This is a genomic window from Humibacter soli, assembly GCF_054779035.1.
This window is the reverse complement of record NZ_BAAGYX010000001.1, coordinates 1,411,065-1,435,549: the sequence shown is the minus strand read 5'-3', so window position 1 is coordinate 1,435,549 and position 24,485 is coordinate 1,411,065. Positions and strand designations below refer to the sequence as shown.

Genomic DNA, 24,485 nt, shown 5'->3' with positions numbered 1-24,485 from the left:
GTGTCGGCTTCTGATTCCTACCGCAGGCCGCAGTCCATCGCCGAGCTGCGCACTGTGACCCAGCCGCCAGAGGTGCGGCAGCGCCGCAACGCCGAGCACTGGACGGCTCACCTCTATCTGCGTGACATCTCGCCGTACCTCACCTGGACGCTACTCAAGACGCGCATCAGCGCGAACGGCGTCACCGGCTTCATGATCCTGTCTGGATGGCTCGCAGCGGCATCCCTCCTCATCCCTGGCATCGGCGGAGCGGCACTCGCCGTCGTCTTCGGCCAGCTGCAGATGCTGTTCGACTGCTGCGACGGTGAAGTCGCCCGCTGGCGACACAGCTCGTCGCCGGCCGGACACTTCCTGGATGCCGTCGGCCACTACTCGACGGAGACCCTGATCGCCGTGGCGCTCGGCTTTCGAGCCGCATCATGGCCGTTCCAAGCGCCCGACGACTACCTCTGGACGACGATCGGCTTCGCGCTCGCCCTCGTGCTCGTGCTGAACAAGGCGCTGAACGACCTCACACGAGTCGCTCGTGCCTACGCAGGCTTGCCGCGCCTCGGCAACGAGGAGTCGCAGGCAGCGCCCCAGCAGCGGCTCATCGCCATCGCGCGACGAGCCGTGAAGTACTTCCCGTTCCACCGCATGTTCCACTCGGTCGAGCTCACCCTCCTCACCTTCGTGGTGGCGGTGATCGCCATCTTCACCGGCTCGCCGAACACCGAGCGGGTCTACGTGATGGTGCTGCTGGCCTTCGCGATCGTTGCTCTGATCGGCCACTTCGTCGCGATCATGAGCTCCAGGCGTCTGCGGGCATGACAGGGGGCGCGACTCCCACCGTCGGCGTCGTAGTGCTCACTCAGGGAACACGACCCGTCGAGCTGGCGCGCGCGCTGGCATCCGTTCTCGCGCAGCGCGACGTGGTCGTCGACATCGTCTGCGTCGGGAACGGCTGGCAGCCGACCGGGCTTCCCGAGGGCGTGCGGGTGCTCGGGCTACCGGAGAACCTAGGCATACCTGCCGGGCGCAACGCAGGGGTCCCCCTGACGACGGGGGAGTACCTCTTCTTCCTCGACGACGACGAGTACATCGAGAGCGAGACATTTCTGCTCGACTCGATCGCCCACTTCGACGAGGATGCCTCACTCGGCGTCCTGCAGCCGCGAGTGCGCACCATCGACGACTCGCCCGCCCCTCGGCGGTGGGTGCCGCGGTTGCGCAAGGGCGACCCGGCTACCCCGAGCGTCGTGTTCGCACTCATCGAAGGGGCGATCGTGATGCCGCGCTCGGTGTTCGAAGCGGCGGGAGGCTGGGCCGACCCGTTCTTCTATGCGCACGAGGGCATCGAGTTGGCTTGGCGGGTGTGGGACCAGGACAAGCGGGCCTGGTACGCGGGTGAGCTCGAGGCCCGTCATCCGAATGTGCCGACGACCAGGCACACCGACTTCTACTGGCGCAACGCCCGCAATCGCGTCTGGCTGGCCAGACGCAACCTCCCCGTCGTGCTGATACCGGTCTACGTCGCCACCTGGACAGCGGTGCAGGTGCTGCGCGGCCTGCGCTCCCCGGCCACGCTCAGACCCTGGTTCGCAGGCTGGGCGGCCGGCTGGCGGGAGAACCCCGGAGAGCGCCGACCGATCAGCTGGCGCACCGTCTGGCGCATGACGAAAGCCGGACGACCACCGCTGATCTAGTCTTGCGCGGCTGTTTTGGTCTTGCGCGCCGGTCCCTGCCCGGCGCGCCGCAGTCGGCGAGGTGCGGGGTTGCGTTCGGCGCCGGCACAGCCGCCGCCTTGCAGAGCGTGTGACGTACGGAGGTGGAGACCCGTTCAGCGGGCTTGGGTCTCGCCCTCGAAGCCGGAATCGGAGTCGGACGATGAGCCGGCCACAGTCAGGGACTCCGGGAAGGAGTCGGGGAGCGAGCCGAACATCAGGTGCGCCGCGTGCACCACGCGCGATCCCGTGATGCGGTTGCCAGCGCCACCGACGACCGCGCCCACGCCGAACGGGATCGCCTTCGCGAGGATGCTCGCCGAACCGGAGGTGGCCAGCCGCTTGGCGAACGCGGACTGCAGCTTCTCGACGAGAGGCCCGATCACGAGCCGTGGGATGCTGCTGGAGACCACCTGCCGCCAGTAGAGCTCGCGCGACACCTCCCTCTCCGTCACCTCGAGCCCCCACTGGGCAACCAGGGCAGAACCCTCCTTGCCGAGCATCAGCGCCAGCACGAGGGCGCGCGCTCGCTCAGGATCGCTGACCGGCAGCCCGTGCACCTCGGCGATCGACTGAGCGAAGAGTGCGGTCGCCTCCAAGAACGCAGCCGTCTCCACAGCAGACAGCGCGAGCGTCGTGATCGTGCCGACGGCGGGGATCACCGCCGTCGCCCCAACGGCCGCACCGCTCGCCGTGACCGCCAGCAGGTAGCGCTGGCCGACGAGGTACGCGACGTCGTCAGGCGACGCCTCCGGATACTTGCGACGGATGCCCCGCAGATGCGCCAGCACGACGGGACGCTGCACCGAGAGGAACCGGTCGACGCCCCGGTTCACCCGAGACGGAATCGGCACGCCGCGAGCCGTGCTCGTTCCGGTGACCCCGACGATCGGTCTGACCTTCTTCGCGCGCGCCATGCGTTCGAGTCTACGGAGCACCGTATTCCGCTACGGGATGACCGGGGTCGGGCATCCCGTCGGTCTCGTATGCTTTCACAGTGCCTCGCCTCATCACGCTGAACGACTTCGACAACATCCGTGACCGCGCCTTCCGCGGCGAGGACCAGGACAGCACCATCGCCGAGACCCTGCGCTCCTGGGCACTGGAGCCGGGGCGCTACGAGCTGGCGGCGGATGTCTCGCGTGCGGCCGTTCTCGTCGAGGCGGGCGAGAACTTCGGCTACGCGGGCGATCATGCCGAGGCATTGCGCATGTTCGAAGCCGCGCGACTCGACGGCGGGCCGACCTACGCCGACACCCGCGCGCTCTCCGTGCAGGCCCTCTACCAGGGCGGTCAGAAGGAATCCGCACTCGAGCTCGCGAACGCACTGCGCAAGGAGAGCCCCGATCACGCCACCACCTATCTGTTGCTCGGCAGCTTCTTCGAGCTCGTCGACGAGTACCAACTCTCTCAGCGCTGGTACTCGATGGGCATTCGCGCGATGGACAGCGGCAACGCGCCCGGCTCCGAGCAGCAGTACGAGTCGATGCTGATCGGCCGCGCGCGTGTGCGCAGCGAACTGCAGCTGGCTCCCGACACCCTCGATGAGGCGGCGAAGATCATCGTCGAGCGGTACGCAGCGACGCAGGACTGAGTTCCGCCCCCACCCCGCCTGCACCTCATCCCACACATCGCCCCCGCCGCCCATCCCAACCGAAGTCGACGCCACTTTCTGCGGGTTCACCACCGCGGAATCCACGCGAAGTGGCGACGATTCGCGGTGAGGTGCGGGTAATCTCATCTAGGGCAAATACACCTTAGATGAAAACGCATCACGTGTCACTGTCCTGGTCACAACCACCGGTTCTCGGTAGGCATGAGGGATGGCCGAACCGATGTCCCTTGCGACCGAAGAGCTCGGTCGTCGCATTCGGGACTGGCGTACTGGCCAGGGCTTGACGCAGGAGGAGCTCGCCAGTGGCTCGGGCGTCGACTCGACGACGATCGGCAAGATCGAGCGAGGCGAACGCAACCCGAACGTGCACAACCTCATCCGCATCGCCGTCGCCCTCGGTGTCGACCCTGGCCAGCTGCTGAGGGGCATGAAAGGCGACATGGTTCCCTCGACCGAGACGCGTCCCACCCCTGCCGAACGGTTCCAGCGAAAGACCCACCGCGGTCGCCGTTAGCGGACGCCAGGCGGCGTCTGCGTCCGTTCTTCAGGGACCGGGTACAAACACTCTGGTCTCGAACACTGCCCGCCTCCTAGACAAGAGTCTATGGTTGAGCCGTTCTCACTTGCCGCTGGTGCGGTCGGTGAGCGATTGCGGGTCATCCGCACGGGACTCGGCCTCAGCCAGGAGGAGGTCGCGCATCTCGCCGACATCCATCCGACCAACTACGGCAAGATCGAGCGCGGCCGAGCCAATCCGAGCCTGAGCACGATCATCCGCATCGCGACGGTTCTCGACACCGATGCCGGCGACCTGGTGACAGGACTCACGATCGCCGATCTACCGGGGCGCCATCGCCTCTACACGGCGAAGGACTTCATTCTCGAACGCGAGCGCATGCGCTGACCCTGTGGTCAGAAGCTGGCCCGCCACAGGTACTCGTCTCCGTTCGCGCGGTGCCAGCGCACGACCAGCACCGTTGCTCGCGCGAGGTCGTTGCCGTGGATGCGGATCTCGGTGGTCTGGCCGGGCTCGAGCGTGACGGGCGCCTGCACCGGCATGCTGCCCGCGCCGAGCAGCGAGAACCGCACGCCGGTAAGAGTCTCGAGGCTGGCGTTGCGCAGCCGATAGCGAGGGGGAGTTCCGCGGTCGAAGACGAAGGGAACGGGGTAGGCCAGCTGTCTGCCGGCGACTGTCTCATCGGGTCGAGTTGTGGTCATGCAGGCACGTTAGGTCGGGCATCCGACGCCTGGACCAGAACTGTTGAAAACGGTGCTGCCGTAGCAGCTGGGGACGGAGAGCCGGTTACACGCCGTAGTCGGTGTTGTACCGGTCGAGCACGCTACCGATGTCCGAGTCGAGCGCGAGAACCCCGCCCTCCAGGTACAGTCCGCGGGTGCAGAACCGGCGCAGGTCCTTCTCGTTGTGCGAGACGAAGAAGAGGGTGCGGCCCTGTGCCAGCATGTCTTCGATGCGCCGGTAGCACTTCTCCCTGAAGCCCTTGTCGCCGACGGCGAGCACCTCGTCCACGATGAGGATGGGCTCGTCGAGCTGCGTGATCACAGCGAATGCGATGCGCACCTTCATGCCGCTCGACAGGTGCTTGTAGGGGGTGTCGAGAAAGTCGCCGATATCGGCGAAGCCGATGATGTCGTCGAACCGCGCGTCGATCTGACGCTTGGTCATGCCGTGCAGGCCCGCCGTGAGATACACGTTGTCGCGCACGCTGAGATCGTCGACGAAGCCTCCGGTGATCTCGATGAGCGGCGCAGTGCCCGCCTTCACGTCAACGGTTCCCTCGTCGGCGAGGATGACGCCCGCTACCAGCTTCAGCAGTGTCGACTTGCCCTGGCCGTTGCGTCCGACCACTCCGATCGCCTCTCCGGCGTTCACGGTGAACGAGACGTGCCGCAGCGCCCAGAACTCGTCGGGACGAGCACGTCGAGCGCGGGAGGAGAAGAGATCCTTGAAGCTGCGGTGCGAACGTCGGTTGCGCTTGAACCGGATTCCGACATCCGTCACCTCGATCATCGAGGTCGTCGTCACGGTGTCGGTCATCACATTTCCTTCAGCACGCTGCGAATGGTGCGCGAGTACACGAACCAGCCGATCACGAGGAAGATCAGGCTGCCGAGCGCGGAGATCAGCACGAGGTCCCAGTGCAGGTCCTGCGGGAAGAACCCTGCGCGATAGACGCCGAACATTCCGACGAGCGGGTTGATGTCGATGAAGTACCGGAACAAGCTGCCCTTCGGCACCTCGCTGGCCGGGTAGAGCACGGCGGATGCATAGAACAGCAGTCGAAGAAGCAGCTTGATCGCACGCTCGAGGTCCTTGAAGAACACCACCAACGGCGCGACGATGAGCCCGATCCCCACCAGCAGCACGGCTTCGATCGCCACACCGATCGGGTAGTACACGATCTGCCAGTGCACATGCGCAGCCGAGAAGATGACGAAGAGGGCGAGCACCGGCAGCGACAGCCCGAACTCGATGCCCTTGCTGAGCACGATGCGGTTGATCCAGATGGACCGCGGGATTGCCGTCGATCGGATGAGCTTCGCCTCACGGCTGAATGCGCGCGTGAAGTCGGAGACGGCACCGTTGAACCACGTCCACGGCAGCAGGCCGGAGAGCAGGAACACGATGTACGGTGACTCGTTCGGGCTGTTGCCGCGGTGGAACACCACGACGAACACGAGGTAGTAGATGCCCGCCATCAGGAGCGGGTCGAGGATGGACCACACATAGCCCAGCACGTTCGTGGTGTAACGAACGTGCAGGTCGCGCTTGGTGAGCAACCACAGCGAATGCCGGTATCGGGCGAACGGTGTGCGCTCGGCTGGGCGCGCATCGGCGTAGGTGGTCACCCGTAGATCGTACCGGCGCGCCGGCGCAGAACCCTGAGGCGGCCACGGCGGGAGGCTCAGATGACGGATGCCACCGACCTACGCGGTCGATGGCATCCGTTGCTGAGCGGGTCCTCACATGAAGAGGTTCGCGCGCTCCAGGTCTTCGGCGAAGTCCACCTCGACCGCGTAGAGATCGGAGATGTCGACCGGCTCGACGAGCATGCCGTCGTTCTGGATGGCGAGCTCGATGCCGCGCTCGAAGTAGTCCTGGTCGTCGACGTGCTGCAGGTGGTACAGCAGCGCAGCCTTGTCGCGGCTCGACACGTAGTTGATGCCGACCGCCTCGCCAAGCCCGTCTTTCACGGTCTTCGACAACTTCTCGATGAAGCCCTCAGCGCCGGTGGTGTACTTGACCTCTTCGTCCGACACCTTCGCCGTGTTCACAGTGACGAACGACTGGTCGCGAGTGATCGCCGCTGCGGCGCGCACCAGCACGCCCGGATCGAAGACGACGTCGCCGTTCATCCACAGAACGCCGCCGTTGCCGCTGGACTTGAGGGCGCGCATGAGGCTCTTCGACGTGTTCGTCTGGTCGTACTGCTCGTTGTAGACGAACGACGCGTCGGGGAACGCCTCGACGATGTGCTCGAGCTTGTAGCCGACCACGATGGTGACCTTGACCTTGGGGCCGAACGCCGCGTAGATGTTGTCGAACTGCTGCTGCATGATCGTGCGGCCGTCGCCGAGTTCCGTCAACGGCTTCGGCAGCGTACGTCCGAGACGGCTGCCCATGCCCGCCGCCAGGATCACAACCTGTGGTGCGGTGGTCACGTTTCGTCTCCTGTCATTCGTGCGCATAGTCGACCCCCCAAATGAAGTTGAACTGTGTGACTGCGGATGACTGTCGATCGGCGATGATGCGGCCGACGTGCCAGCACCGACGGCTTGCGTTAACCGAGCTGTCACTGATGCGTAGGTACAAAGACACCGCGTCGTGCCGTTCACGAATCTACCGGAGCAGTGGCCCATGCATGGTGGACGTTGCCGTTTCGTGATCGTTTTATGGGAGTGCTCTTAGAAACAGGGAACGAAAGACACAGACTGGCGTCTAGGCCGGGTCTGTGCACGAAGCGATTGGTAAGTTAGCGTAGGGATCTCGATGGTTCCGTTGGGGAGGGGAATTCGCGTCGGCAGGGGCTGGTGCGAAGGACGCACCCATCGGTTTCCGACGGTGAGGCGGGTCGATCAAGGTCGATCCCGATTCGAAGTTCGAGACGGCCACGGTTTCGGGGGTATGGCGCGTGCAAGATGAGCCGCAAGGGTCCGTCGGGGAAAGCGTCGGTGTGTCGACAGGCGCCGACGGTGCTGGCGAGAAGCCGGTGACCGCGGATTCGTCTGCACCCGTCGTCCGCGTACGTGCGGGTAGGGCGACGGATGGCAGACGCGGGTCTCGGCCGCGCGCGACGGGCGCAGTCGTCTACGCGGCGGTTGTGACCGAGCCGGCGGAGGACGCCAGGGTCACGGTGGCCACCGCTCCGCGCGGCACTCGTGGTGGAACGCGGGCGAGGGCGACGAAGGGCGCGGGCGTCGTCGACCGCGCGAACGCCATCGTGCAGGCGGACACCGTCGCCGCTCAAGACGCCGCCGCTGCTCAGGACACCGTGATCACCAAAGCCGCCGCACGTGAGGCCACTGTCTCAGAAGCCACTGCCCCTGAGGCGGTTCAGGTCGACACGACGGTTGACGCTCCGACGCGAGCGGATGCTCCCGCAGCGTCTCCGTCAGCGGCAGCGACCGCCGCGGAGACGACCGACGATGCGGTCGCGGAGTCGGGGGCGGACGCCGCAGTCGGCGCCGCAGAGAACCAGAGCGCGGAGACCCAGAGCGCGGAGACCCAGAGCACAGAGACCCAGCGCACAGAGACCCAGCGCACAGAGACCGCGCCTGCGGAGGTCGAGGCCTCTGAGACCGCGGACGACGAGACTCCGGTGATCGAGGACGAGGACGTCGACACCGGTGAGATGCCCGCCCAGTCCGCGCCGGTCGACGAACACACCGGATCGCGCCAGCGCATCACCCTGTTCGGCCGCAGGCGTCGTGCATCGCAGGCGGCAGCAGCCGCGGCAGCTGCGGCCGCTGCCGAGCAGCAGAACGGTCAGGGATCCGAACTGCTTGCCGAGCTGGTGCGCGAGACGGAGTCGGCCGAACACAACACGTCGTCCCTCGCCGAACCGGCGGTCGACGACCAGGCCATCGCCGAAGAGACCGTCGATCGGGTGACCATCGATCGGGTGACCGTCGAACAGGAGACGGTCGAACAGGAGACACTTCCGCGCGCACGACGCGCCGCCACCACCAGGGTCTTTCCGCCGGCGAGGCCTGCGCCCGCCGCCACGGCTCCGGTCGTTCTGGCGGTGAGCGGGCTGCACAAGCGGTACGGAGACGTCGTCGCGGTGGACGGCGTGAGCCTGAACATCCGTGCCGGCTCGATGTACGGCATCGTCGGACCGAACGGTGCAGGCAAGACGACGACGCTCTCGATCATCACCGGTCTGCTCAGAGCGGACTCGGGGACCGTGCTGGTCAACGGCGTGGATGCCCGCAAGCACCCGCGCGACGCGAAGCGTGCGATCGGCGTGCTGCCCGATCACCTGCGCACGTTCGACAGGCTGACGGGGGCACAGCTGCTCTACTACGCGGGCACGCTGCGCGGTCTGGATGCCACGACGACACGTCAGCGCTCTGCCGACCTCGCCACGGCCTTCGGCATCGAGGACGCCATGGGCCGCCTGGTCGCCGACTACTCGGCAGGCATGACCAAGAAGGTGTCGCTCGCGGCCGCGATGATCCACTCGCCGCGACTGCTGGTGCTCGACGAACCGTTCGAGGGTGTTGATCCGGTGTCCGCGGCGACCGTCACCGGCATCCTGCAGCGATATGTGGATGCCGGCGGCACCGTTCTGCTGTCCAGCCACGGCATGGACCTGGTGCAGCGCATCTGCGACAGCGTCGCCATCATCATCGGAGGCGTTGTGCTCGACGCCGGCCCGGTCGATCAGGTGCGCGGCGAGAAGACCCTGGAAGAACACTTCGTGGAACTCGCGGGCGGGCGCAAGGCTGCGGAGGGGCTGGAATGGTTGCACAGCTTCTCGGACTGAGGGTCGCCTCCCTCGGCAGCGGATTCCGTAGGGGCGGATGGCACGGCTTCGGCCTCGTCGTCGCCCTGCTCTACACGGCGGCGGTCACCGTCATCCTGTGCTGGGTGCTCGCCGCGGCGCGCACTGCGAGCGACGGTGTACTGGTGGGCGACATCCTCGTGCTCGCGGGTGCTGCCGTGGCCCTCTGCTTCGTGATCGTTCCGTTGTTCGGGCGGCATGACGGCACGTTCGATCCTCGGTCGTATGCGGCGATGGGCCTCGACCACCGAGAGGTCGCGACCGGGCTCGGCGTGGTCTCGCTGGTGTCTGTGCCCGCGCTGGTGCTCGCTCTGTGCGCACTGTTCACGGTCGTCACCTGGTCTGGGCATCCGGGTGCCGCCGTGCTGGCTTTCATCGCTGCCGTCGTGTGCGTTCCGACCTGGATGCTCGCGGCGCGGCTCACCTCGTCGTTGGCCGCGTTCGCCCTTTCCACCCGGCGAGCCAGGGAGTTCAGCGCGACGATCGCTGTGCTGATCCTTGTGATGCTCTCGCCGTTCGTGTTCTTCCTCACGACGCTCGACTGGAGCAAAGAAGGCCTCAAGGTCGTTCACACCGTGGCGGACTGGGTCAGCTGGACGCCGTTCGGTGCCGTGTGGGCGGTCGGCGGCGACGCCGCATCGGGCAACTGGGGCGGGGCATTCGCGAAGCTGCTCATCGCTCTGCTCACGCTCGCGGTCATCGTCGTGGCGTGGTGGGGGCTCACCGCGCACATGATGGTGACGCCCGAGCGTCAGGTGTCGGTGCGCAACTACGTGGGACTCGGATGGTTCGGGAGGCTGCCTGCGAAGCCGATGGGTGTCATCGCCGCGCGAAGCCTGACCTACTGGGGTCGCGACTCTCGGTACTGGGTGCAGCTTGCTCTTGTGCCGCTGTTCCCCTTGATCATGGTCGTGGCTCTCTTGATCTCCGGTGCAGTGAAGGCGCAGACCGTCGCGCTCATTCCGCTGCCCGTGCTGTGTCTCTTCGTCGGCTGGGTCGCGCACAACGACGTGGCCTACGACGGCACGGCGATCTGGCTGCACATCGCGTCGGGCACCCGTGGCCTGTCCGATCGCATCGGGCGGCTCGCTCCGGTGGTGCTGATCGCGATCCCGCTGGTGGCGGTCGGCAGCATCGTCACCGTTCTCGCCTATGGCGACTGGGATGTGCTTCCCGCAGTCACGGGCGTCAGCGTCTGCATCGTGCTCAGCGGCCTCGGGCTGTCGAGCATCTCGTCCGCCCTGACGCCGTACGCCGCGCCGCGGCCGGGAGACAGCGCCTTCGCACAGCCGCAGCACACCGGCGGAGCCGCGACCTTCGCCCAGATCGTGAGCCTCCTTCTGACGGTGATCTTCGCGGGCATCCCCGTGGCGATGCTCGTGCTCGGCCTGGTGCAACACGATCCGATCTGGTTCAACAGGTGCCTTTGGGCGGGGCTCGGCATCGGCGTCGGTGTTCTGGTATTCGGCGTCTGGCTCGGCGCGGTCGCATACAACCGCCGGGGGCCCGAGATCATGTCGTTCGCCCTGCGCAACGCCTGACACGAGCGGCGTTCTCCTCGGTCGTGGGACGGGACAGGGCCTCGGCCGGCGTCTGGGCCACGAGTTACACTCGGGGGATGGTCGACAACAGCATCGCGGAGCCCGGCGGACCCGACGACGCGCCTCAGGGCGGCGGCGTCGCGACCCTCGATCGCGAGCTCGAGGAGCTTCTGCAGAACGAGCAGATGGATCCGGGGGACCACGAGCGGTTCTCGCACTATGTGCGCAAGGAGCAGATCGTGGAATCCGCCGTGACGGGCAAGCCGGTGATCGCGCTGTGCGGCAAGAAGTGGACGCCGAACCGCGACCCCCAGAAGTTCCCGATCTGCCCCGAGTGCAAGAAGATCTACGAGGGCCTCAGCGACGACTGACGTGGTTCAGACGACTGGCGTGGTTCAGACGAACTCCGTCGGAATGGCGGGCTCACCGCGTCCGAGGCGGAGCGCCGACTCCGAGAGTTCGCTGCGCACCGCGGCGTGATGGGCACGTGCGGCCTCGACCCCTGCGGCTCCGAGGTACTCGTCCAACGCGTTGCCGTCCTCGATGAGCGGAACGTGCAGGGGCCTTCCAGCGGGCAGCGGACCACCGTGCTGCACGATGTGCACCTCCTCCGATACCGCGATGCCCTCCCCGTCGAGCACACGCACCGGAACCTTGGTGCCGCCGACTGAGGCCTTGCCCGTCGAGGTCTTCGCGACGGGGATCCATGCGCCGCCGTCATCCTTGCGTGCGACGAGCTTGTAGACCATGCCGGCAGTCGGTGCGCCCGACCCGGTCACCAGCGACGTACCGACCCCGTAGGAGTCGACGGGGGATGCGCGCAGGGCGGCGATCGCGAACTCGTCGAGGTCGTTGGTCACCGTGATGCGGGTGTTGGTCGCGCCCAGTGAGTCGAGCTGTTCACGCACGGAGGCGACGAGCACGGGAAGGTCGCCCGAGTCGAGTCGGACTGCGCCGAGCTCGGGTCCCGCGACGCGCACGGCGGTCTCGATGCCCTTGTGCACATCGTAGGTGTCGACCAGCAGCGTGGTGCCAGGGCCGAGCGAGCGCACCTGGGCAGTGAAAGCATCCTCTTCGCTGTCGTGCAGCAGGGTGAACGCGTGCGCCGCAGTGCCCATGGTCGGGATGCCCCACGCGCGGCCTGCCTCGAGACTGGAGGTGGCGCTGAAGCCGGCGATGTACGCGGCCCGTGCCGCTGCTACGGCGGCGTGCTCTTCGGCACGGCGCGAGCCCATCTCGACGAGCGGCCGGCCGGCCGCGGCCGAGACCATGCGTGCCGCCGCGCTCGCGATCGCGGAGTCGTGGTTGAGCACGCTCAGCACGAGAGTCTCGAGGATGACGCCCTCGCCAAACGGAGCATCGACGATCAGCACGGGTGAGCCGGGGAAATAGAGTTCGCCCTCCCGGTAGCCGCGGATCGTGCCGTTGAACCGGTAGTCGGCCAGCCAATCGAGGGTCTCGTCGCGCACGACGTGGTTGTCGCGCAACCACCCGAGTTCGTCATCCCCGAATCGGAACCTGTTGATGAGCTCGAGCAGGCGACCGGTGCCCGCCACGACGCCGTACCGGCGTCCGCCGGGGAGCGAGCGGGCGAACACCTCGAAGACGCACTCGCGTTCATGGGTGCCGGAGAGCATGGCGGCGTCGAGCATCGTGAGCTCGTAACGGTCCGTGAGAAGCGCCGAGGATTCGCGCTCGCGTGGTGGCGTCACGTCGGCCAGCCTATGGCGTGGCATCGTTCGACGCATCGCTGCGCGGCCCCGGAGGTGGCGCGTCGTAGGCTTGAAGACTGTGACGAACGCAGCACCGATCGGGATCTTCGACTCGGGGGTCGGCGGGCTCACGGTGGCGAGGGCGGTGCGCGATCAGCTGCCGAACGAGTCGATCCTCTACGTCGGCGACACCGCGAACTCGCCGTACGGTCCCAAGCCGATCGCTCAGGTGCGTGCGCTGGCGCTCGAGGCGCTCGACTTCCTCGTCGACCAGGGCGTCAAGATGCTCGTGATCGCGTGCAACACCGCGTCGTCCGCTATGCTGCGCGACGCCAGGGAGCGCTACGACGTGCCCGTCATCGAGGTCATCCAGCCGGCCGTGCGGCGCGCAGTCGCGACGACCAGGACCGGCAGAGTCGGCGTGATCGGAACGCTCGGAACGGTGAACTCCGGAGCATACGAAGACGCCTTCGCCGCTGCGCCGAACCTGCGACTGTTCACCCAGGCGTGCCCCCGGTTCGTGGAGTTCGTCGAGAACGGCGTCACGAGCGGCGCGGAGCTTCTCGACGTGGCCGCCGGGTACCTGCGTCCGTTGCAGGATGCGCAGATCGACACGCTCGTGCTCGGTTGCACTCATTACCCCTTCCTGAAGGGCGCCATCTCGTACGTGATGGGCGAGGGTGTCTCGCTGGTCTCCAGCGACGTGGAGACGGCGAACGACGTGTATCGAGTGCTGGTGTCTCGGGGGCTGGAGCGTACGGCGACGGGGGAGCCCAGCATCCGCTACGAGACGACGGGCGACGATACCGATGCCTTCGTCCGCCTCGCCCACCGCATGATCGGAACCGATGTCGCCTCCGTCGACGTGGTGCGGACCGGCTCCATCGACTTGCGCGAGCTGCGGGGCATCCGCTGACCGTTGTTCGGGTGTCTGCGGCCGGGCGAACCTGCGCCTGAGAGACCGCATAGGCTGTGACCGTGACCGACACGATCCGCGCCGACGGAAGAACACCCGACCAGCTTCGACCGATCACCATCGAGCGGGCATGGAGCGAGCAGGCTGAGGGCAGTGCTCTCATCTCGTTCGGCCGCACGCGCGTGTTGTGCACCGCGTCGTTCACCAACGGCGTGCCGCGCTGGCTGGCGGGCAAGGGCAGAGGTTGGGTCACCGCTGAGTACTCGATGCTGCCGCGCTCGACCAACGAGCGCACCGATCGCGAGTCGGTGAAGGGTCGCATCGGTGGGCGCACCCATGAGATCAGCAGGCTGATCGGCCGCAGTCTTCGCGCCGTCGTCGACACGAAAGCGCTCGGGGAGAACACCATCGTGCTCGACTGCGACGTGCTGCAGGCGGACGGTGGGACTCGTACCGCTGCCATCACGGGTGCCTACGTCGCACTCGCCGACGCTCTCGCGTGGGGCAAGCAGCGCAAGTTCATCGGGCAGAAGGCCACTCCGCTCATCGACAGCGTCTCCGCCGTCTCGGTCGGGATCATCGACGGCGAGCCCATGCTCGATCTGGCATATGTCGAAGACGTGCGCGCCGAGACGGACATGAACGTCGTGATGACCGGCCGCGGACTCTTCGTCGAGGTGCAGGGCACCGCGGAAGGCGCCCCGTTCGACCGGCGTGAGCTCGGTTCACTGCTTGATCTCGCCGAGGGCGGATGCCGTGACCTGGCGACGTTCCAGTCCACGGCGCTCGCCGACGACGAGCCCGCCGCGTCGTGACCGCGTCAGACGCCCGCGTTCGGGTCGTCCTCGCCACCCACAACAAGCACAAGCTCGAAGAGTTCGCGGCGATCATCGCACAGCGGATGCCCCAGGTGGACCTCGTCGAGTACGACGGGCCAGAGCCGGTCGAAGACGGTGTCACGTTCGAGGAGAATGCGCTGATCAAGGCGCGTGTCGCCGCCCAGCACACCGGACATGTCGCGCTGGCGGACGACTCCGGCATCTGCGTCGACGTGCTCGGCGGTGCGCCCGGCGTCTTCTCCGCCCGCTGGAGTGGCGGCCACGGTGACGATGCGGGCAACCTCTCGCTGCTGCTCGCGCAGGTGAGCGACGTTCCCGACCGGCACCGGGGTGCTCACTACACGTGCGCGATCGCGCTGGTTCGGCCCGGCGACGGTGTGGCGAGCGCCGAGCGCACCGTTGTGGGGGAGTGGGGCGGAAGCCTGGCGCGCGAGCCGCGCGGAGCGGGCGGCTTCGGATACGACCCGGCCTTCGTTCCGGACCGTTCGCCGCTGACGGCGGCTGAAATGACCCCAGAGGCGAAGAACGCGGACAGCCACAGGGCGCGCGCGTTCCGTGCGATGGTGCCTGCGCTGCAGGAGCTGCTCGAAGGGGAGTAGGCAGTGGCCGTCATCCCTATGCACCCGGCGTCAGCACGCCTACCGTTGAGGTGAGATGTCACACGAACACGATCACGGTGCCCACGGCGCGAGCAGGCGACGACTCGTCGCGGTCATCGCGATCGTGGTCGTCGTGCTGGCGCTCGAGATCGGCGGTTCGGCACTCAGCGGTTCGCTGACCCTTCTCGCCGACGCGGGTCACCTGCTGAGCGACCTCATCGGCCTCATCGTCGCGCTCGTCGCGGCGACCGTTGCGGCCCGCCCCGCCACCGATCGTCAGACGTTCGGCTTCCAGCGCTTCGAGGTCTTCGGCGCTTTGGTGAACGCGCTCATCCTGATCGGAGTGGCCATCTCCGTCGCCGTCGGCGCGGTGTTCCGGCTGACCGGCGGGCATCCGCACGTCGAGGCCGGCTGGATGCTCGCGGTCGCCGTGGTCGGTCTGATCGGCAATGTGGCCGGTCTGCTGATCCTGCGCGGGTCCGCGCAGCGGTCGATCAACATGCGCGGCGCCTATCTCGAGGTGCTGGGCGACACGCTCGGGTCGCTGGCGGCGATCGCCGCCGCCGTGGTCATCCTGACGACCGGGTACGCGCAGGCGGATGCCGTGGCTTCGCTTCTCATCGCCGCGATGATCGTTCCGCGCGCCGTCTCGCTGCTGCGCGAGGTGGTGCGGGTGCTGAGCGAGTCGGCTCCGGCGTCGACCGACGTTGCGGAGATCAGGCAGCACATTCTCGGCACCGCCGGTGTCGTCGCCGTGCACGACGTGCACGTGTGGGCGATCACGTCCGGTGCCCCGGTGTTCTCGGCGCACGTCGTCGTCTCGCCCGACGTCTTCTCGCAGGGACGAGCCGGCGCGTTGCTCGACGAACTTGGTGGATGTCTCGCCCATCACTTCGACGTCGAACACTCGACGTTCCAGTTGGAGCCGGCCGAGCACGCCGCCCACGAGGGTGACACGCACCGCTGACCGCGGGAACCGGCGCTACTTGGCGCTGTGCTTCGCCCCGCCGAACACGTCAGGCTCGGTGGACAGGCGCTCGGCGACATCCGTCGCCTCGTGCGCGTCCGATTCGGCTCGAGCAGGGTCGGCCGCCTCGGCTTGCGCCCGCTTGCGCGCCTTTCGAGCACTCGTGAAGTAGTGGATGGCGGCGGGGATCACCGTGATCAGCACGGCGCCGATGAGGATCAGGTCGATATAGCTCTCGACGAAGTGCGCGACCGGCTTGATGAACCCGATGAGGTACGCGAAGAAGGTGAGGCCCGCACCCCAGAGAACCGCGCCGATCGCGTTGTACAGCGTGTAGCGGCGATAACTCATGTGTCCTACGCCGGCCGCGACAGGCGCGAACGTGCGCACGACGGGAACGAACCGAGCCAGGATGACCGCGAGCGGGCCGAACCGCTCGAAGAACGCGTTCGTGCGCTTGACGTTCTCCACGCTGAACAGACCGGTCTCTTTGCGTTCGAAGACCCGTGGACCTGCCTTGTGGCCGATCAGATAGCCGACCTCGCCGCCTGCGAACGCCGCGATGGCGATGAACAGGCACACCCACCAGATCTGCAGACCGAACACCAGGTTGGTCGCGGTCAGGATGCCGCTGATCACCAGCAGAGTGTCACCGGGGAAGATGAACCCGACAAGCAGACCCGTCTCGGCGAAGATGATGGCGCACACCACGAGCAAGGCCCATGGCCCCACGGAGTTGATGATCACGCTGGGGTCGAGCCAAGGAATGAGTGCGGTGTGGAACACGGATCTCCTGTCGTCGGCGTTCCGCCGGGGCGGCAGCCGGCCTTCCGCGATATCTGAGGGACATGACGGCGAGCCATGCGTCGATGACGCATTTCCCATGAGTCTATCGATCGCGTTGCGCGCGGAACCGTGTGTCAGCCGCATGCCGCGTGGTCGGCAGGTGTGAAGTGCGGGAGAGGGGACTTGAACCCCCACGCTCGAAAGCACAGGAACCTAAATCCTGCGTGTCTGCCAATTTCACCACTCCCGCGAGGGCGCAATCAGCATAACCGGCGCGTGAGCGGTGGCTCGGCGTCTTGGCCTGCTCGTCGCGCTCGACACGGTTGTGGATAACTCGAGCGGCTCATCCCGGGGCATGGGCATCATGTCGGCATGACCGATCCCGTTCGCCTCATCACCGACCGCGTGCGCGATCGGGTGCGGCGCGACGGGGTCGATCTCGGTGACGACGGACGCCGGGCGGCGGCATACGTGCACGATGAGGTGCGGCGCTACTCGGAGCGTGCGCTCGGCGGTTCGTTGCCGCTGGTGGATGACGAGCGTTCGGCCGAACGCGACGTCGTGGCATCCCTCACCGGGTTCGGACCGCTGCAGCCCTACCTGGACGATCCGGAGATCGAGGAGATCTGGCTGAACGCGCCGGACAGGGTGTTCGTGGCGCGCGGCGGCAGGTCCGAGCGAGTCGAGCTGGCTCTGACCGGGGCCCAGGTGCGCGACCTGGTCGAGCGCATGCTGCAGGCATCCGGTCGCCGCGTCGACGTGAGTTCGCCGTTCGTGGATGCTTCGCTTCCCGACGGCTCGCGGCTGCATGTGGTCATCCCCGACGTCACGAGGTCGCACTGGGCCGTGAACGTGCGCAAGTTCTCACGGCGCATCCGCGATCTAGGCTCTCTGGTCGGGCTCGGCACCCTGACCCGCCAAGCCGCCGAGTTCCTGAGCATATGCGTCAGGGCGGACCAGAACATTCTGATCGCCGGCGCGACGCAGAGCGGCAAGACCACGCTGCTCGGCGCGCTGCTTGCGGCCGCGCGGTCGACCGAACGCATCGTCACCGTCGAGGAGACGTTCGAGCTCGACCTGAAGTCGCCTGATGTCGTCGCGATGCAGTGCAGACAGCCGAGTCTCGAGGGCAGCGGCGAGATCACGCTGCGCAGGCTCATCAAAGAGGCGCTGCGCATGCGGCCGGATCGTCTCGTCGTCGGCGAGGTTCGCGAGGCGGAGAGTCTCGACCTGCTGTTGGCGCTCAACTCCGGTCTGCCCGGCGCGTGCTCCATCCACGCAAATAGTGCCCGGGAGGCGCTCGGCAAACTCTGCACGTTGCCCCTGCTCGCCGGGCGCAACATCGACGCGTCGTTCGTCGTGCCCACCGTTGCGACGTGCGTCGACATCGTGGTGTTCTGCGTCATGGATCGTGCGGGGCGACGGCGAGTGACCGAGATCCTCGCTCCTTCCGGAGTGGTCTCCGGCGGGGTGATCGAGGCGAGCCCGATCTTCGCCCTCAGGGGCGGCGAGCTCGCTGCCACCGGCGGGTTCCCTGCCAAGCGCGCGAAGTTCGACGCGGTCGGCCTTGATCCGGCAACGGTGCTCGCGCGATGACCGTCCCTGTCACTCTCGGCGCAGCGCTCGGCCTCGGCCTGGTGCTCGCGGTGTCGCCGTTCCTGTGGCCGCGGAAGACGCGTGCACGTCATCCGAGCCTCACCGAGCCACTGCGTCGAAAGCTCACCCTGGCCGGGATGCCTGGCTTGGCTCCGCTGGTGTTCATCGCCGTGTGCGCGCTGACTGCGGCGGTGTCGTTCGCGGTCGCCCAGGCAGTGTTCGGCCTGATCGCTCTCTCCGTCGCTCTCGCGATCGTCGGGGGATGGCTTCCGTACGGTGTCGTCTCGTGGCGGGCTGCGGCCCGAGTGCGTGCCAACCGCACGATGTGGCCCGATCTCGTCGATCAGCTGGTGTCGGCCGTGCGCTCGGGGCTCGCGCTGCCCGATGGATTGGCTGCGATGGCCGTGACGGCGCCCGAATCAAGCCGCGCCGCATTCGCGGCGTTCGAACGGGATTACCGGTCATCCGGAATCTTCGCTCCGGCTGCCGACCGTCTGAAGGACGCCCTTGCCGATCCCGTCGCCGACCGCATCATCGAGACCCTGAAGATGGCGCGCGAGGTCGGCGGTGGCGAGCTGGTCAACGTCTTGCGTACGCTCGCCGCGTCGCTGCGAAGCGACGCAGCCGTGCGGTCGGAGATCGAGGCGCGACAGTCGTGGACAGTGGCGGCCGCCCGGCTGGGTGTCGCCGCTCCGTGGGTGGTGCTTGCTCTTCTCGCGACGCGGCCCGAAGCCACCGCCGCCTACAACACTCCGGTCGGCGCAATCGTGATCGTCATCGGTCTCGTGGTGTCGCTGCTCGCGTACCGAATCATGCTCGCAGTCGGGCGTCTCCCGCAGGAACGCAGGTGGTTCCGATGACGTCGACGATGGCTTGGGGCATGTTGTGCGGGCTCGGCCTGGGACTCGGGCTCTGGTCCCTGGTCGCGATGATGCCGCGGATGGCCCGGCCGCGGCTCGCCGACCGCGTTGCTCCCTACCTCGTCGACGTCTCCGACGCGGCGTGGGAGCTCGTGCAGCACTCTCGGTCGCGTCGCGTGCCCGTGGTCGGCGCGTTGCTCGACCCGGTTCTGAGAGGCCTGCGCTCGACCGCAGCTCGGGTGCTCGGGGGCACGGAGGTCGTCGCCGCGCGTCTGCGCCAGGCCGCGAGCCCGCTCGGAGTCGAGGAGTTCCGGCTGCGGCAGGTGGGATGGGCGTTCGGCGGCCTCGCGATCGGAACGACGATCGTGATCGTCACCTCCGCCTCGTCGCCTCTTGCACCTGCGATCGCCGTCGCCGCGCCGGTCGTGCTCGCAGCCTGTGGATTCGTGCTGCGGGATCAGCTCTTGTCGCGCGCCATCCGGCGCCGCCATGGGCGCATGGCCGAAGAGCTCTCGACGGTGTTGGAACTGCTCACGCTGTCTCTCAGCGCAGGGGAGGGCATCCACGACGCGTTGCGGCGAGTGGCGCGAACCGGGTCGGGAGAACTCGCAGGGGAGCTCGGGCGAGTAGTTGCGGAGACCGGCATGGGGGTGCCGTTGGCGACAGCGCTCGGTCAGGTGAGCCGCGACATCCGGCTGCCTCAGTTCACGCGCTGCGTCGACGCGGTGGTCACGGCGTTCCAGCGCGGGACCCCCGTCGTCGAGGTGCTGCGCGCGCAGGCCGACGACGCGCGTGAGACGGGCAAGCGGCAGCTGCTGGAGCAGGCGGGCAAGAAGGAGATCGGAATGCTGGTGCCTCTCGTGTTCCTGATCCTGCCGGTGACCGTACTCTTCGCGATCTTTCCCGGTGTCATCGTGCTCGAGAGCGGGTTCTGAGCATGCTCGCGAACGGACAACAGGCCACGGCGTGGCGGGAAGTTGCAGTCATGCTTCACCAGCGCAAGAGAGGAATCGGCACATGCGAAGAATGGATATGAGGGAGCCGGCGGCCCGGTGGGCGGCCGACGAGCGGGGCGACGTGCCGGGCTGGGTGTTGGTCACGCTGATGACGGCCGGCCTCGTGATCATCATCTGGGGCCTCGCGGGACCGGCCCTGAGCGGCGTGTTCCAGCAGGCAATCGAACGCGTCTCGTCGTTCTGAGATGCGGGCGTTGCGCGACGACCGCGGGTCGGCTCCCGCCGAGTTCGTCATGGTGGGCGCGCTGCTCACGGTACTGACCCTCACGGTGCTGCAGTTCGGTCTCGCGCTGCTCGTGCGAAACACCCTCATCGATGCAGCGGCCGAGGGTGCGCACGTGGCGGCGCTCGCCGACAACACCCTCGGCGATGGGCGCGACCGCACGCGAGAGCTGATCGGCACAGCGCTGGGCGACGACTATGCGCGTGATGTGTCGGCTCGGTACGAGACGTTCCGAGGGATGTCCGCGGTCACGGTCACCGTCCGCGCTCCGCTGCCGCTCCTCGGTCTGCTCGGACTCGACCGTGGGGTGGAGGTGAGCGGGCATGCGCCGGTCGAGGTCGCCGGGTGAGTGGCTGCGAAATGACGCCGGATCGGCGGCGCTCGAGTTCATCACGGCTGGCCTCATCCTGCTCGTGCCGACTGTATATCTCGTCGTGGCGCTCGCGAGCATCCAGGGTGCGCAGCTGGCTGCAGCGGGAGCGGCGCGGCAAGCGGCCAGGGTCTACGTGCAGGCGCACGACGACGAGGATGCCGCAGCTCGGGCATCCTCGGCCGTGCAGTTCGCGCTCGCCGACTTCGAGCTCCCTCTCGACGTCGCGACCGTGCGCGTCGCGTGCGAGCCCCGTCAGGATGCCTGCCTCACCCGTCGCGGGACCGTCACTGTGACCGTCAGCGTGCGGACGCCGCTGCCGCTCGTGCCCGACGTGCTCGACCTGCGCAAGGGCGCATCGGTGACCGTGGCTGCGGCGAGCACCCAGCGCGTGTCGCGTTTGTGGGGTGCGAGGTGATCGCGCGGCAGCACGGTGTGCGCACGAGCCGGTGGCGTTCCGACGACGGGTCGATCCTCCCACTCACGATCTTCTACGGTGTGCTCTGCATCGTGCTTGCGCTGCTGGTGAGCGCGGCGACCTCCCTCTACCTCGAACGCGAGCGGCTCTTCGCGCTCGCCGACGGCGCAGCGCTCGCAGGTGCAGAGGCCTTCGACCTCGACGAGGTCGCCGTCGTCGACGGACATCCGCGTCCGACGCTCGAATCGGCCGACGTCGGCGCCGCGGTCGCTGATTTTCTCGCATCGTCGGTGTCCGATGGGTTCGACGGACTCCTGGTGCAGCGAGCAGGCACCGGCGACGGCCGGAGCGCGATCGTCACGTTGTCGGCCGTGTGGCATCCGCCCGTCGTGTCGGTGTTGGCGCCCTCGGGCATCCGCATCGCGGTCACCTCGAGTGCGCGAAGCGTCTTCTGGTGACCGGGCTCTGCCGCCGTCAGTGCGCGTGCCTGCTGCGCCGCACGGCGTAGAGAACGCCGCCGGCGCAGGCCACCAGGAGGACCGACACCCCGACGGTGACGAGCGCCGAGCCGATGGCCGCCGGGATGCTCAGGCCGGTCGAGCCGTTCCCACCCTGGGTTCCGCCGCCCTGCGATCCACCCGACGAGTTCGAGCCCGAGGTGTCGGACCCGCCCGAGCCGCCACCGCCGAGCGTTCCCTGCGGACTCGCCTGAGCTGGAGCGCTGGTTGACGTGGTGGACGGCGCAGGCTGCGCGGTCGCCGGCGAGGCTGCCGCTGACGACACCGTGCACGTGCGGCTTTGATACGACACGACGTGCCCGGGATCGGTGATCAGAGTGCCACCGCCGTTGTAGCCGTGGTCTGGCGCTCGGGGTCCGCACTCGCCGAACGTGTTCCCGATGGACGCATCCACGGTGCCGCCGGTGTTCAGAGCGACATCGATGGCGGCGTTCGTCACGCCGGCGAAGTCGGTGCCGATGACGGTGACGGAATCGCTCAGGCTGTGGGCCGCGACCAGCAGCCCGGTGGCGAATCCCGCGAGGTCGGAGTTCTCGACGTTGATCACGGATGACGGCCCGTCGTCCCCGGTGACCTCGACACCTGCGCCGCGCCCACCATCTCCTCCTGACGCGTTGAGCCGGGAGATCTCCGCGCCGCGACTGCCGGACACGATCACCGCGGGCCCCGTGATGTCCAGCGCAAGAGTGTCGTCGATGATGGCGTTGGTCACCGCGCGCAACGAGATGCCTGTCCCACCTCCCGAGATCGTGGTCGAATCGAGCGCCGGGGTCGAGGTCGACGCGATCACCATGCCGACATCGTTGTCCTCGAAGGTGTTGCCGAGCATGGTCAGTCCGTCGGCGTGAGTGGACCACAGGCCGGCGGTGAGGCCCGACCGCCCGTGGCTGCCGAGCAGCGTGTCGCCTTGAAGGTAGGCATCCTGCGCTCCGTCGAGCACGATCCCGCGTTCGCAGCCGAGCGCCGTCGACGTGATGATGCGCGCTTGGTCGGCGCGAACCTGGATGCCGGTGGTCGCGCGCGTGCCGCTCGCGCAGGTCGCGATGATCGTGTCGAGTGTGACGCCGTTTGCGGTGACGATCACGGCTGCGCCGCCGCTGGGCGCCGAGATGCTCGCCTGCTGAGATGTCAGTGTGATGGCCTTGTCGACGCGCACCGGCCCCTGGTAGGTGCCCGGCTTCAGGAAGACCGAATCACCGGGCCTGGCCCGATCGATGGCCCGATTGACGTCGCTGCCGGGATACACCGTGATCGTGGTGGTCGCGGCCACTGCGGGCTCCGGGGCAGAGGTGAGCACCCCACCGGTCGCAAGACCGGCCACGGCGGCGATCACAATGCCGCTCGCGAACCACATCGGTCGCATCACCGGGCGACCTCCTGCCCGAGCTCCTCGCCTCAAGGATGCGCCGGTCTCCCGAGATCGACAAGGCCGGCCGAAGAACGCTCAGGCTGTCGCCGACCGCGCCTTCCTCGGCACATAGCGCGGAACGTACCGGATGAGCATCCCGGCCCCGATCAGCCCGATCACCCCCATGCCGATGCTCGCGGCAGCCAGGGAGAACAAAGCGGTGACCCCCGAGACGAAAAGCGGCGCGCCGGCTTGGCCGGCATCACCGGTGAACCGCCAGGCACCGAGGAACGGTGCCGGATCCGTTCGTGGCGCGAGGTCGGCGCCGAGAGTCATGAGGATGCCGCTGCCGACCCCGTTCGTGACCGCCATCGCGATCGCCACGATGGTGAACCAGGTCTGATCGACGACGAAGGCGAGCGCGATGTGCGTGATGCTGAGCCCCAGCATCGACGGCAGGGCTGACCACAGGCGACCGAACCTGTCCATGATCTGGCCGGACGTGTAGAACAGCGCGAAGTCGACGGCACCGGCGATACCGATGATGAACGCCGTGCTTGCGGGCGCGATGCCGATCGAGACCGCGAAGAGCGGCAGGATGACCGTGCGCGACGACCTCAGCGCGGAGATCAATGCAGCGCTCGTCCCCATCCGCAGCAGCACCGAGCGGTTGACCCAGATGGTGTGGAAGAGTCCCTCGGTGCGTTCGCGGGCCTCTTCCCTTCCGGCATCTTCGACGCCTTCCCGATGGGCGGACTTCGTGGTCAGTTCCTGGCCGCTGGCCGCGATGGTCTGCGCCGGGTCGGGCACGATCAGCAGCACCACGGTCGCTGCGACGCACATGATGATGTGCACCCAGAACACGGCGTGCGGATCTCCGAAGACCGCGATGACGGCGGATGCGATGAACGGCCCGACGAACCATCCGCCGCGGAAGACGCCGCCGAGGGTGGAGAGCGCGCGGGCGCGGTAGCGCTGCGGCACGTATCCGGTCATGAAGGCGTGACGGGCGAGGGCGAACACGCTCGTGGCGAGACCGATGAAGAAGACACCGATCGTCAGCATGAGGTCGTTGGGTGCGACAAGGCACACGACGAGGCCGACGATGCAGAGCATGGCCGATCCGATCATGGAGTTGCGCTCGCCGAAGCGTGAGACGACCCAGCCGCTGGGGATGTCGCCGACCATCTCACCGAGCATGATCATTCCGCCGATGAACCCTGCCATCGCGAGACCGGCGCCCAGATTGTGCGCGAGCACAGGGATGATCGGGATGACCGCGCCCTCGCCGATCGAGAACAGGGCCGTCGGAAGGAACGCAGCGAGTGCGACGTCACGGATGCTGAAGGGCGTGTCGATCGAACTCATGGCGCCTTCCACCCTAGGTGGTATACCGAAGCACCGCTTCCCAACTCCTCCTTGCATTCTCCGC

The 24,485-nt window shown here is 67.5% G+C and carries 28 protein-coding genes and 1 tRNA gene; 19 read left to right on the top strand and 10 right to left on the bottom strand.

Annotation, left to right across the window (positions count from 1 at the left end):
- Entirely contained in the window at nt 1–810 is an 810-nt protein-coding gene (locus ACYVDN_RS06775; protein ID WP_460569702.1) for a CDP-alcohol phosphatidyltransferase family protein, read from the top strand.
- Nucleotides 807–1,685 carry a glycosyltransferase family 2 protein gene (locus ACYVDN_RS06770; RefSeq protein ID WP_460569700.1) on the top strand — a complete coding sequence of 293 codons (879 nt, stop codon included), beginning with the start codon at nt 807–809 and terminating at the stop codon, nt 1,683–1,685. The genes ACYVDN_RS06775 and ACYVDN_RS06770 overlap by 4 nt, the downstream gene beginning before the upstream one ends.
- A gap of 134 nt (nt 1,686–1,819) precedes the next feature.
- On the opposite strand, the gene ACYVDN_RS06765 is transcribed toward ACYVDN_RS06770, so the two are convergent.
- Nucleotides 1,820–2,620 (bottom strand): hypothetical protein, encoded by an 801-nt coding sequence (locus ACYVDN_RS06765; RefSeq protein ID WP_460569698.1) that lies wholly within the window; start codon nt 2,618–2,620, stop codon nt 1,820–1,822.
- 80 nt (nt 2,621–2,700) lie between these two features.
- On the opposite strand from ACYVDN_RS06765, the gene ACYVDN_RS06760 reads away from it, so the two are divergent.
- The 3 genes from ACYVDN_RS06760 to ACYVDN_RS06750 all read left to right on the top strand — a co-directional run bounded on the left by ACYVDN_RS06760 (nt 2,701) and on the right by ACYVDN_RS06750 (nt 4,222).
- Nucleotides 2,701–3,297, top strand: a complete 597-nt coding sequence (locus ACYVDN_RS06760; RefSeq protein WP_460569696.1) for a tetratricopeptide repeat protein — start codon at nt 2,701–2,703, stop codon at nt 3,295–3,297.
- A gap of 229 nt (nt 3,298–3,526) precedes the next feature.
- Complete coding sequence (locus ACYVDN_RS06755) at nt 3,527–3,832, top strand: helix-turn-helix domain-containing protein (RefSeq protein ID WP_460569694.1); 306 nt, start codon at nt 3,527–3,529, stop codon at nt 3,830–3,832.
- Nucleotides 3,833–3,922: 90 nt separating this feature from the next.
- Entirely contained in the window at nt 3,923–4,222 is a 300-nt protein-coding gene (locus tag ACYVDN_RS06750) for a helix-turn-helix domain-containing protein (RefSeq protein ID WP_460569692.1), read from the top strand.
- Nucleotides 4,223–4,230: 8 nt separating this feature from the next.
- Here ACYVDN_RS06750 and ACYVDN_RS06745 read toward each other — a convergent pair whose 3' ends face one another.
- The 4 genes from ACYVDN_RS06745 to ACYVDN_RS06730 all read right to left on the bottom strand — a co-directional run bounded on the left by ACYVDN_RS06745 (nt 4,231) and on the right by ACYVDN_RS06730 (nt 6,999).
- Entirely contained in the window at nt 4,231–4,536 is a 306-nt protein-coding gene (locus ACYVDN_RS06745) for a hypothetical protein (RefSeq protein WP_460569690.1), read from the bottom strand.
- Between the two features lie 85 nt (nt 4,537–4,621).
- Nucleotides 4,622–5,374, bottom strand: coding sequence for an ABC transporter ATP-binding protein (locus tag ACYVDN_RS06740; protein WP_460569688.1), 753 nt, complete (start codon nt 5,372–5,374; stop codon nt 4,622–4,624).
- A complete protein-coding gene (locus tag ACYVDN_RS06735) occupies nt 5,374–6,186 on the bottom strand; it encodes an ABC transporter permease (RefSeq protein WP_460569686.1) in 813 nt (270 codons plus the stop codon). The genes ACYVDN_RS06740 and ACYVDN_RS06735 overlap by 1 nt, the downstream gene beginning before the upstream one ends.
- 114 nt (nt 6,187–6,300) lie before the next feature.
- Nucleotides 6,301–6,999 (bottom strand): phosphocholine cytidylyltransferase family protein, encoded by a 699-nt coding sequence (locus ACYVDN_RS06730; RefSeq protein WP_460569684.1) that lies wholly within the window; start codon nt 6,997–6,999, stop codon nt 6,301–6,303.
- Between the two features lie 659 nt (nt 7,000–7,658).
- Here ACYVDN_RS06730 and ACYVDN_RS06725 point away from each other — a divergent pair.
- The 3 genes from ACYVDN_RS06725 to ACYVDN_RS06715 all read left to right on the top strand — a co-directional run bounded on the left by ACYVDN_RS06725 (nt 7,659) and on the right by ACYVDN_RS06715 (nt 11,256).
- Entirely contained in the window at nt 7,659–9,326 is a 1,668-nt protein-coding gene (locus tag ACYVDN_RS06725; protein ID WP_460569682.1) for an ABC transporter ATP-binding protein, read from the top strand.
- Entirely contained in the window at nt 9,302–10,885 is a 1,584-nt protein-coding gene (locus ACYVDN_RS06720) for a hypothetical protein (RefSeq protein WP_460569680.1), read from the top strand. The genes ACYVDN_RS06725 and ACYVDN_RS06720 overlap by 25 nt, the downstream gene beginning before the upstream one ends.
- Before the next feature lie 77 nt (nt 10,886–10,962).
- On the top strand, nt 10,963–11,256 hold the full coding sequence (locus ACYVDN_RS06715) for a DUF3039 domain-containing protein (RefSeq protein ID WP_460569678.1): 294 nt from the start codon (nt 10,963–10,965) through the stop codon (nt 11,254–11,256).
- Between the two features lie 24 nt (nt 11,257–11,280).
- Here the strand turns inward: ACYVDN_RS06715 and ACYVDN_RS06710 are convergent, their stop codons facing one another.
- Nucleotides 11,281–12,621, bottom strand: a complete 1,341-nt coding sequence (locus ACYVDN_RS06710) for a nicotinate phosphoribosyltransferase (protein ID WP_460569676.1) — start codon at nt 12,619–12,621, stop codon at nt 11,281–11,283.
- A 55-nt stretch (nt 12,622–12,676) separates the two neighbouring features.
- Between ACYVDN_RS06710 and murI the strand changes: the two genes are divergently transcribed.
- From murI to ACYVDN_RS06690, 4 genes are all read left to right on the top strand, one after another.
- On the top strand, nt 12,677–13,513 hold the full coding sequence (murI, locus tag ACYVDN_RS06705) for a glutamate racemase (RefSeq protein ID WP_460569674.1): 837 nt from the start codon (nt 12,677–12,679) through the stop codon (nt 13,511–13,513).
- A 62-nt stretch (nt 13,514–13,575) separates the two neighbouring features.
- On the top strand, nt 13,576–14,328 hold the full coding sequence (rph, locus tag ACYVDN_RS06700; RefSeq protein ID WP_460569672.1) for a ribonuclease PH: 753 nt from the start codon (nt 13,576–13,578) through the stop codon (nt 14,326–14,328).
- Entirely contained in the window at nt 14,325–14,951 is a 627-nt protein-coding gene (gene rdgB / locus ACYVDN_RS06695; RefSeq protein WP_460569670.1) for a non-canonical purine NTP pyrophosphatase, read from the top strand. The genes rph and rdgB overlap by 4 nt, the downstream gene beginning before the upstream one ends.
- Before the next feature lie 55 nt (nt 14,952–15,006).
- Nucleotides 15,007–15,918 (top strand): cation diffusion facilitator family transporter, encoded by a 912-nt coding sequence (locus tag ACYVDN_RS06690; RefSeq protein ID WP_460569668.1) that lies wholly within the window; start codon nt 15,007–15,009, stop codon nt 15,916–15,918.
- A 15-nt stretch (nt 15,919–15,933) separates the two neighbouring features.
- Here the strand turns inward: ACYVDN_RS06690 and ACYVDN_RS06685 are convergent, their stop codons facing one another.
- Together ACYVDN_RS06685 and ACYVDN_RS06680 are read right to left on the bottom strand one after the other, a co-directional pair.
- Nucleotides 15,934–16,704 carry a DedA family protein gene (locus tag ACYVDN_RS06685; RefSeq protein WP_460569666.1) on the bottom strand — a complete coding sequence of 257 codons (771 nt, stop codon included), beginning with the start codon at nt 16,702–16,704 and terminating at the stop codon, nt 15,934–15,936.
- Between the two features lie 168 nt (nt 16,705–16,872).
- Nucleotides 16,873–16,954, bottom strand: a tRNA-Leu gene (locus tag ACYVDN_RS06680).
- 122 nt (nt 16,955–17,076) lie between these two features.
- On the opposite strand from ACYVDN_RS06680, the gene ACYVDN_RS06675 reads away from it, so the two are divergent.
- From ACYVDN_RS06675 to ACYVDN_RS06645, 7 genes are all read left to right on the top strand, one after another.
- On the top strand, nt 17,077–18,300 hold the full coding sequence (locus tag ACYVDN_RS06675) for a CpaF family protein (protein WP_460569664.1): 1,224 nt from the start codon (nt 17,077–17,079) through the stop codon (nt 18,298–18,300).
- Nucleotides 18,297–19,160, top strand: a complete 864-nt coding sequence (locus ACYVDN_RS06670) for a type II secretion system F family protein (RefSeq protein ID WP_460569662.1) — start codon at nt 18,297–18,299, stop codon at nt 19,158–19,160. Before ACYVDN_RS06675 ends, ACYVDN_RS06670 begins: the two co-directional genes overlap by 4 nt.
- Nucleotides 19,157–20,095 carry a type II secretion system F family protein gene (locus ACYVDN_RS06665; RefSeq protein WP_460569660.1) on the top strand — a complete coding sequence of 313 codons (939 nt, stop codon included), beginning with the start codon at nt 19,157–19,159 and terminating at the stop codon, nt 20,093–20,095. Before ACYVDN_RS06670 ends, ACYVDN_RS06665 begins: the two co-directional genes overlap by 4 nt.
- Nucleotides 20,096–20,177: 82 nt before the next feature.
- Nucleotides 20,178–20,360: a hypothetical protein gene (locus ACYVDN_RS06660; RefSeq protein ID WP_460569658.1), complete on the top strand. Its 183-nt coding sequence runs from the start codon at nt 20,178–20,180 to the stop codon at nt 20,358–20,360.
- A gap of 1 nt (nt 20,361) precedes the next feature.
- On the top strand, nt 20,362–20,748 hold the full coding sequence (locus tag ACYVDN_RS06655; RefSeq protein ID WP_460569656.1) for a TadE/TadG family type IV pilus assembly protein: 387 nt from the start codon (nt 20,362–20,364) through the stop codon (nt 20,746–20,748).
- The gene (locus ACYVDN_RS06650; protein ID WP_460569654.1) at nt 20,723–21,187 is read left to right on the top strand and encodes a hypothetical protein; all 465 of its coding nucleotides are present in this window, start codon (nt 20,723–20,725) and stop codon (nt 21,185–21,187) included. The genes ACYVDN_RS06655 and ACYVDN_RS06650 overlap by 26 nt, the downstream gene beginning before the upstream one ends.
- Entirely contained in the window at nt 21,184–21,645 is a 462-nt protein-coding gene (locus ACYVDN_RS06645; RefSeq protein ID WP_460569652.1) for a pilus assembly protein TadG-related protein, read from the top strand. The genes ACYVDN_RS06650 and ACYVDN_RS06645 overlap by 4 nt, the downstream gene beginning before the upstream one ends.
- Before the next feature lie 16 nt (nt 21,646–21,661).
- Here the strand turns inward: ACYVDN_RS06645 and ACYVDN_RS06640 are convergent, their stop codons facing one another.
- Together ACYVDN_RS06640 and ACYVDN_RS06635 are read right to left on the bottom strand one after the other, a co-directional pair.
- Nucleotides 21,662–23,068 (bottom strand): right-handed parallel beta-helix repeat-containing protein, encoded by a 1,407-nt coding sequence (locus ACYVDN_RS06640; RefSeq protein ID WP_460572268.1) that lies wholly within the window; start codon nt 23,066–23,068, stop codon nt 21,662–21,664.
- Between the two features lie 81 nt (nt 23,069–23,149).
- The gene (locus tag ACYVDN_RS06635; protein ID WP_460569650.1) at nt 23,150–24,421 is read right to left on the bottom strand and encodes an MFS transporter; all 1,272 of its coding nucleotides are present in this window, start codon (nt 24,419–24,421) and stop codon (nt 23,150–23,152) included.
- Between the last annotated feature and the right edge of the window lie 64 nt (nt 24,422–24,485).

Bases quoted from the DNA above. Each gene is read 5' to 3' on its own strand.
- ACYVDN_RS06770 (WP_460569700.1), top strand. From the start codon at position 807: ATGACAGGGGGCGCGACTCCCACCGTCGGCGTCGTAGTGCTCACTCAG.
- ACYVDN_RS06765 (WP_460569698.1), bottom strand. From the start codon at position 2,620: ATGGCGCGCGCGAAGAAGGTCAGACCGATCGTCGGGGTCACCGGAACG.
- ACYVDN_RS06755 (WP_460569694.1), top strand. From the start codon at position 3,527: ATGGCCGAACCGATGTCCCTTGCGACCGAAGAGCTCGGTCGTCGCATT.
- ACYVDN_RS06750 (WP_460569692.1), top strand. From the start codon at position 3,923: ATGGTTGAGCCGTTCTCACTTGCCGCTGGTGCGGTCGGTGAGCGATTG.
- ACYVDN_RS06745 (WP_460569690.1), bottom strand. From the start codon at position 4,536: ATGACCACAACTCGACCCGATGAGACAGTCGCCGGCAGACAGCTGGCC.
- ACYVDN_RS06740 (WP_460569688.1), bottom strand. From the start codon at position 5,374: ATGACCGACACCGTGACGACGACCTCGATGATCGAGGTGACGGATGTC.
- ACYVDN_RS06720 (WP_460569680.1), top strand. From the start codon at position 9,302: ATGGTTGCACAGCTTCTCGGACTGAGGGTCGCCTCCCTCGGCAGCGGA.
- ACYVDN_RS06715 (WP_460569678.1), top strand. From the start codon at position 10,963: ATGGTCGACAACAGCATCGCGGAGCCCGGCGGACCCGACGACGCGCCT.
- ACYVDN_RS06710 (WP_460569676.1), bottom strand. From the start codon at position 12,621: ATGCCACGCCATAGGCTGGCCGACGTGACGCCACCACGCGAGCGCGAA.
- ACYVDN_RS06690 (WP_460569668.1), top strand. From the start codon at position 15,007: ATGTCACACGAACACGATCACGGTGCCCACGGCGCGAGCAGGCGACGA.
- ACYVDN_RS06675 (WP_460569664.1), top strand. From the start codon at position 17,077: ATGACCGATCCCGTTCGCCTCATCACCGACCGCGTGCGCGATCGGGTG.
- ACYVDN_RS06670 (WP_460569662.1), top strand. From the start codon at position 18,297: ATGACCGTCCCTGTCACTCTCGGCGCAGCGCTCGGCCTCGGCCTGGTG.
- ACYVDN_RS06665 (WP_460569660.1), top strand. From the start codon at position 19,157: ATGACGTCGACGATGGCTTGGGGCATGTTGTGCGGGCTCGGCCTGGGA.
- ACYVDN_RS06660 (WP_460569658.1), top strand. From the start codon at position 20,178: ATGCGAAGAATGGATATGAGGGAGCCGGCGGCCCGGTGGGCGGCCGAC.
- ACYVDN_RS06655 (WP_460569656.1), top strand. From the start codon at position 20,362: ATGCGGGCGTTGCGCGACGACCGCGGGTCGGCTCCCGCCGAGTTCGTC.
- ACYVDN_RS06650 (WP_460569654.1), top strand. From the start codon at position 20,723: ATGCGCCGGTCGAGGTCGCCGGGTGAGTGGCTGCGAAATGACGCCGGA.
- ACYVDN_RS06640 (WP_460572268.1), bottom strand. From the start codon at position 23,068: ATGCGACCGATGTGGTTCGCGAGCGGCATTGTGATCGCCGCCGTGGCC.
- ACYVDN_RS06635 (WP_460569650.1), bottom strand. From the start codon at position 24,421: ATGAGTTCGATCGACACGCCCTTCAGCATCCGTGACGTCGCACTCGCT.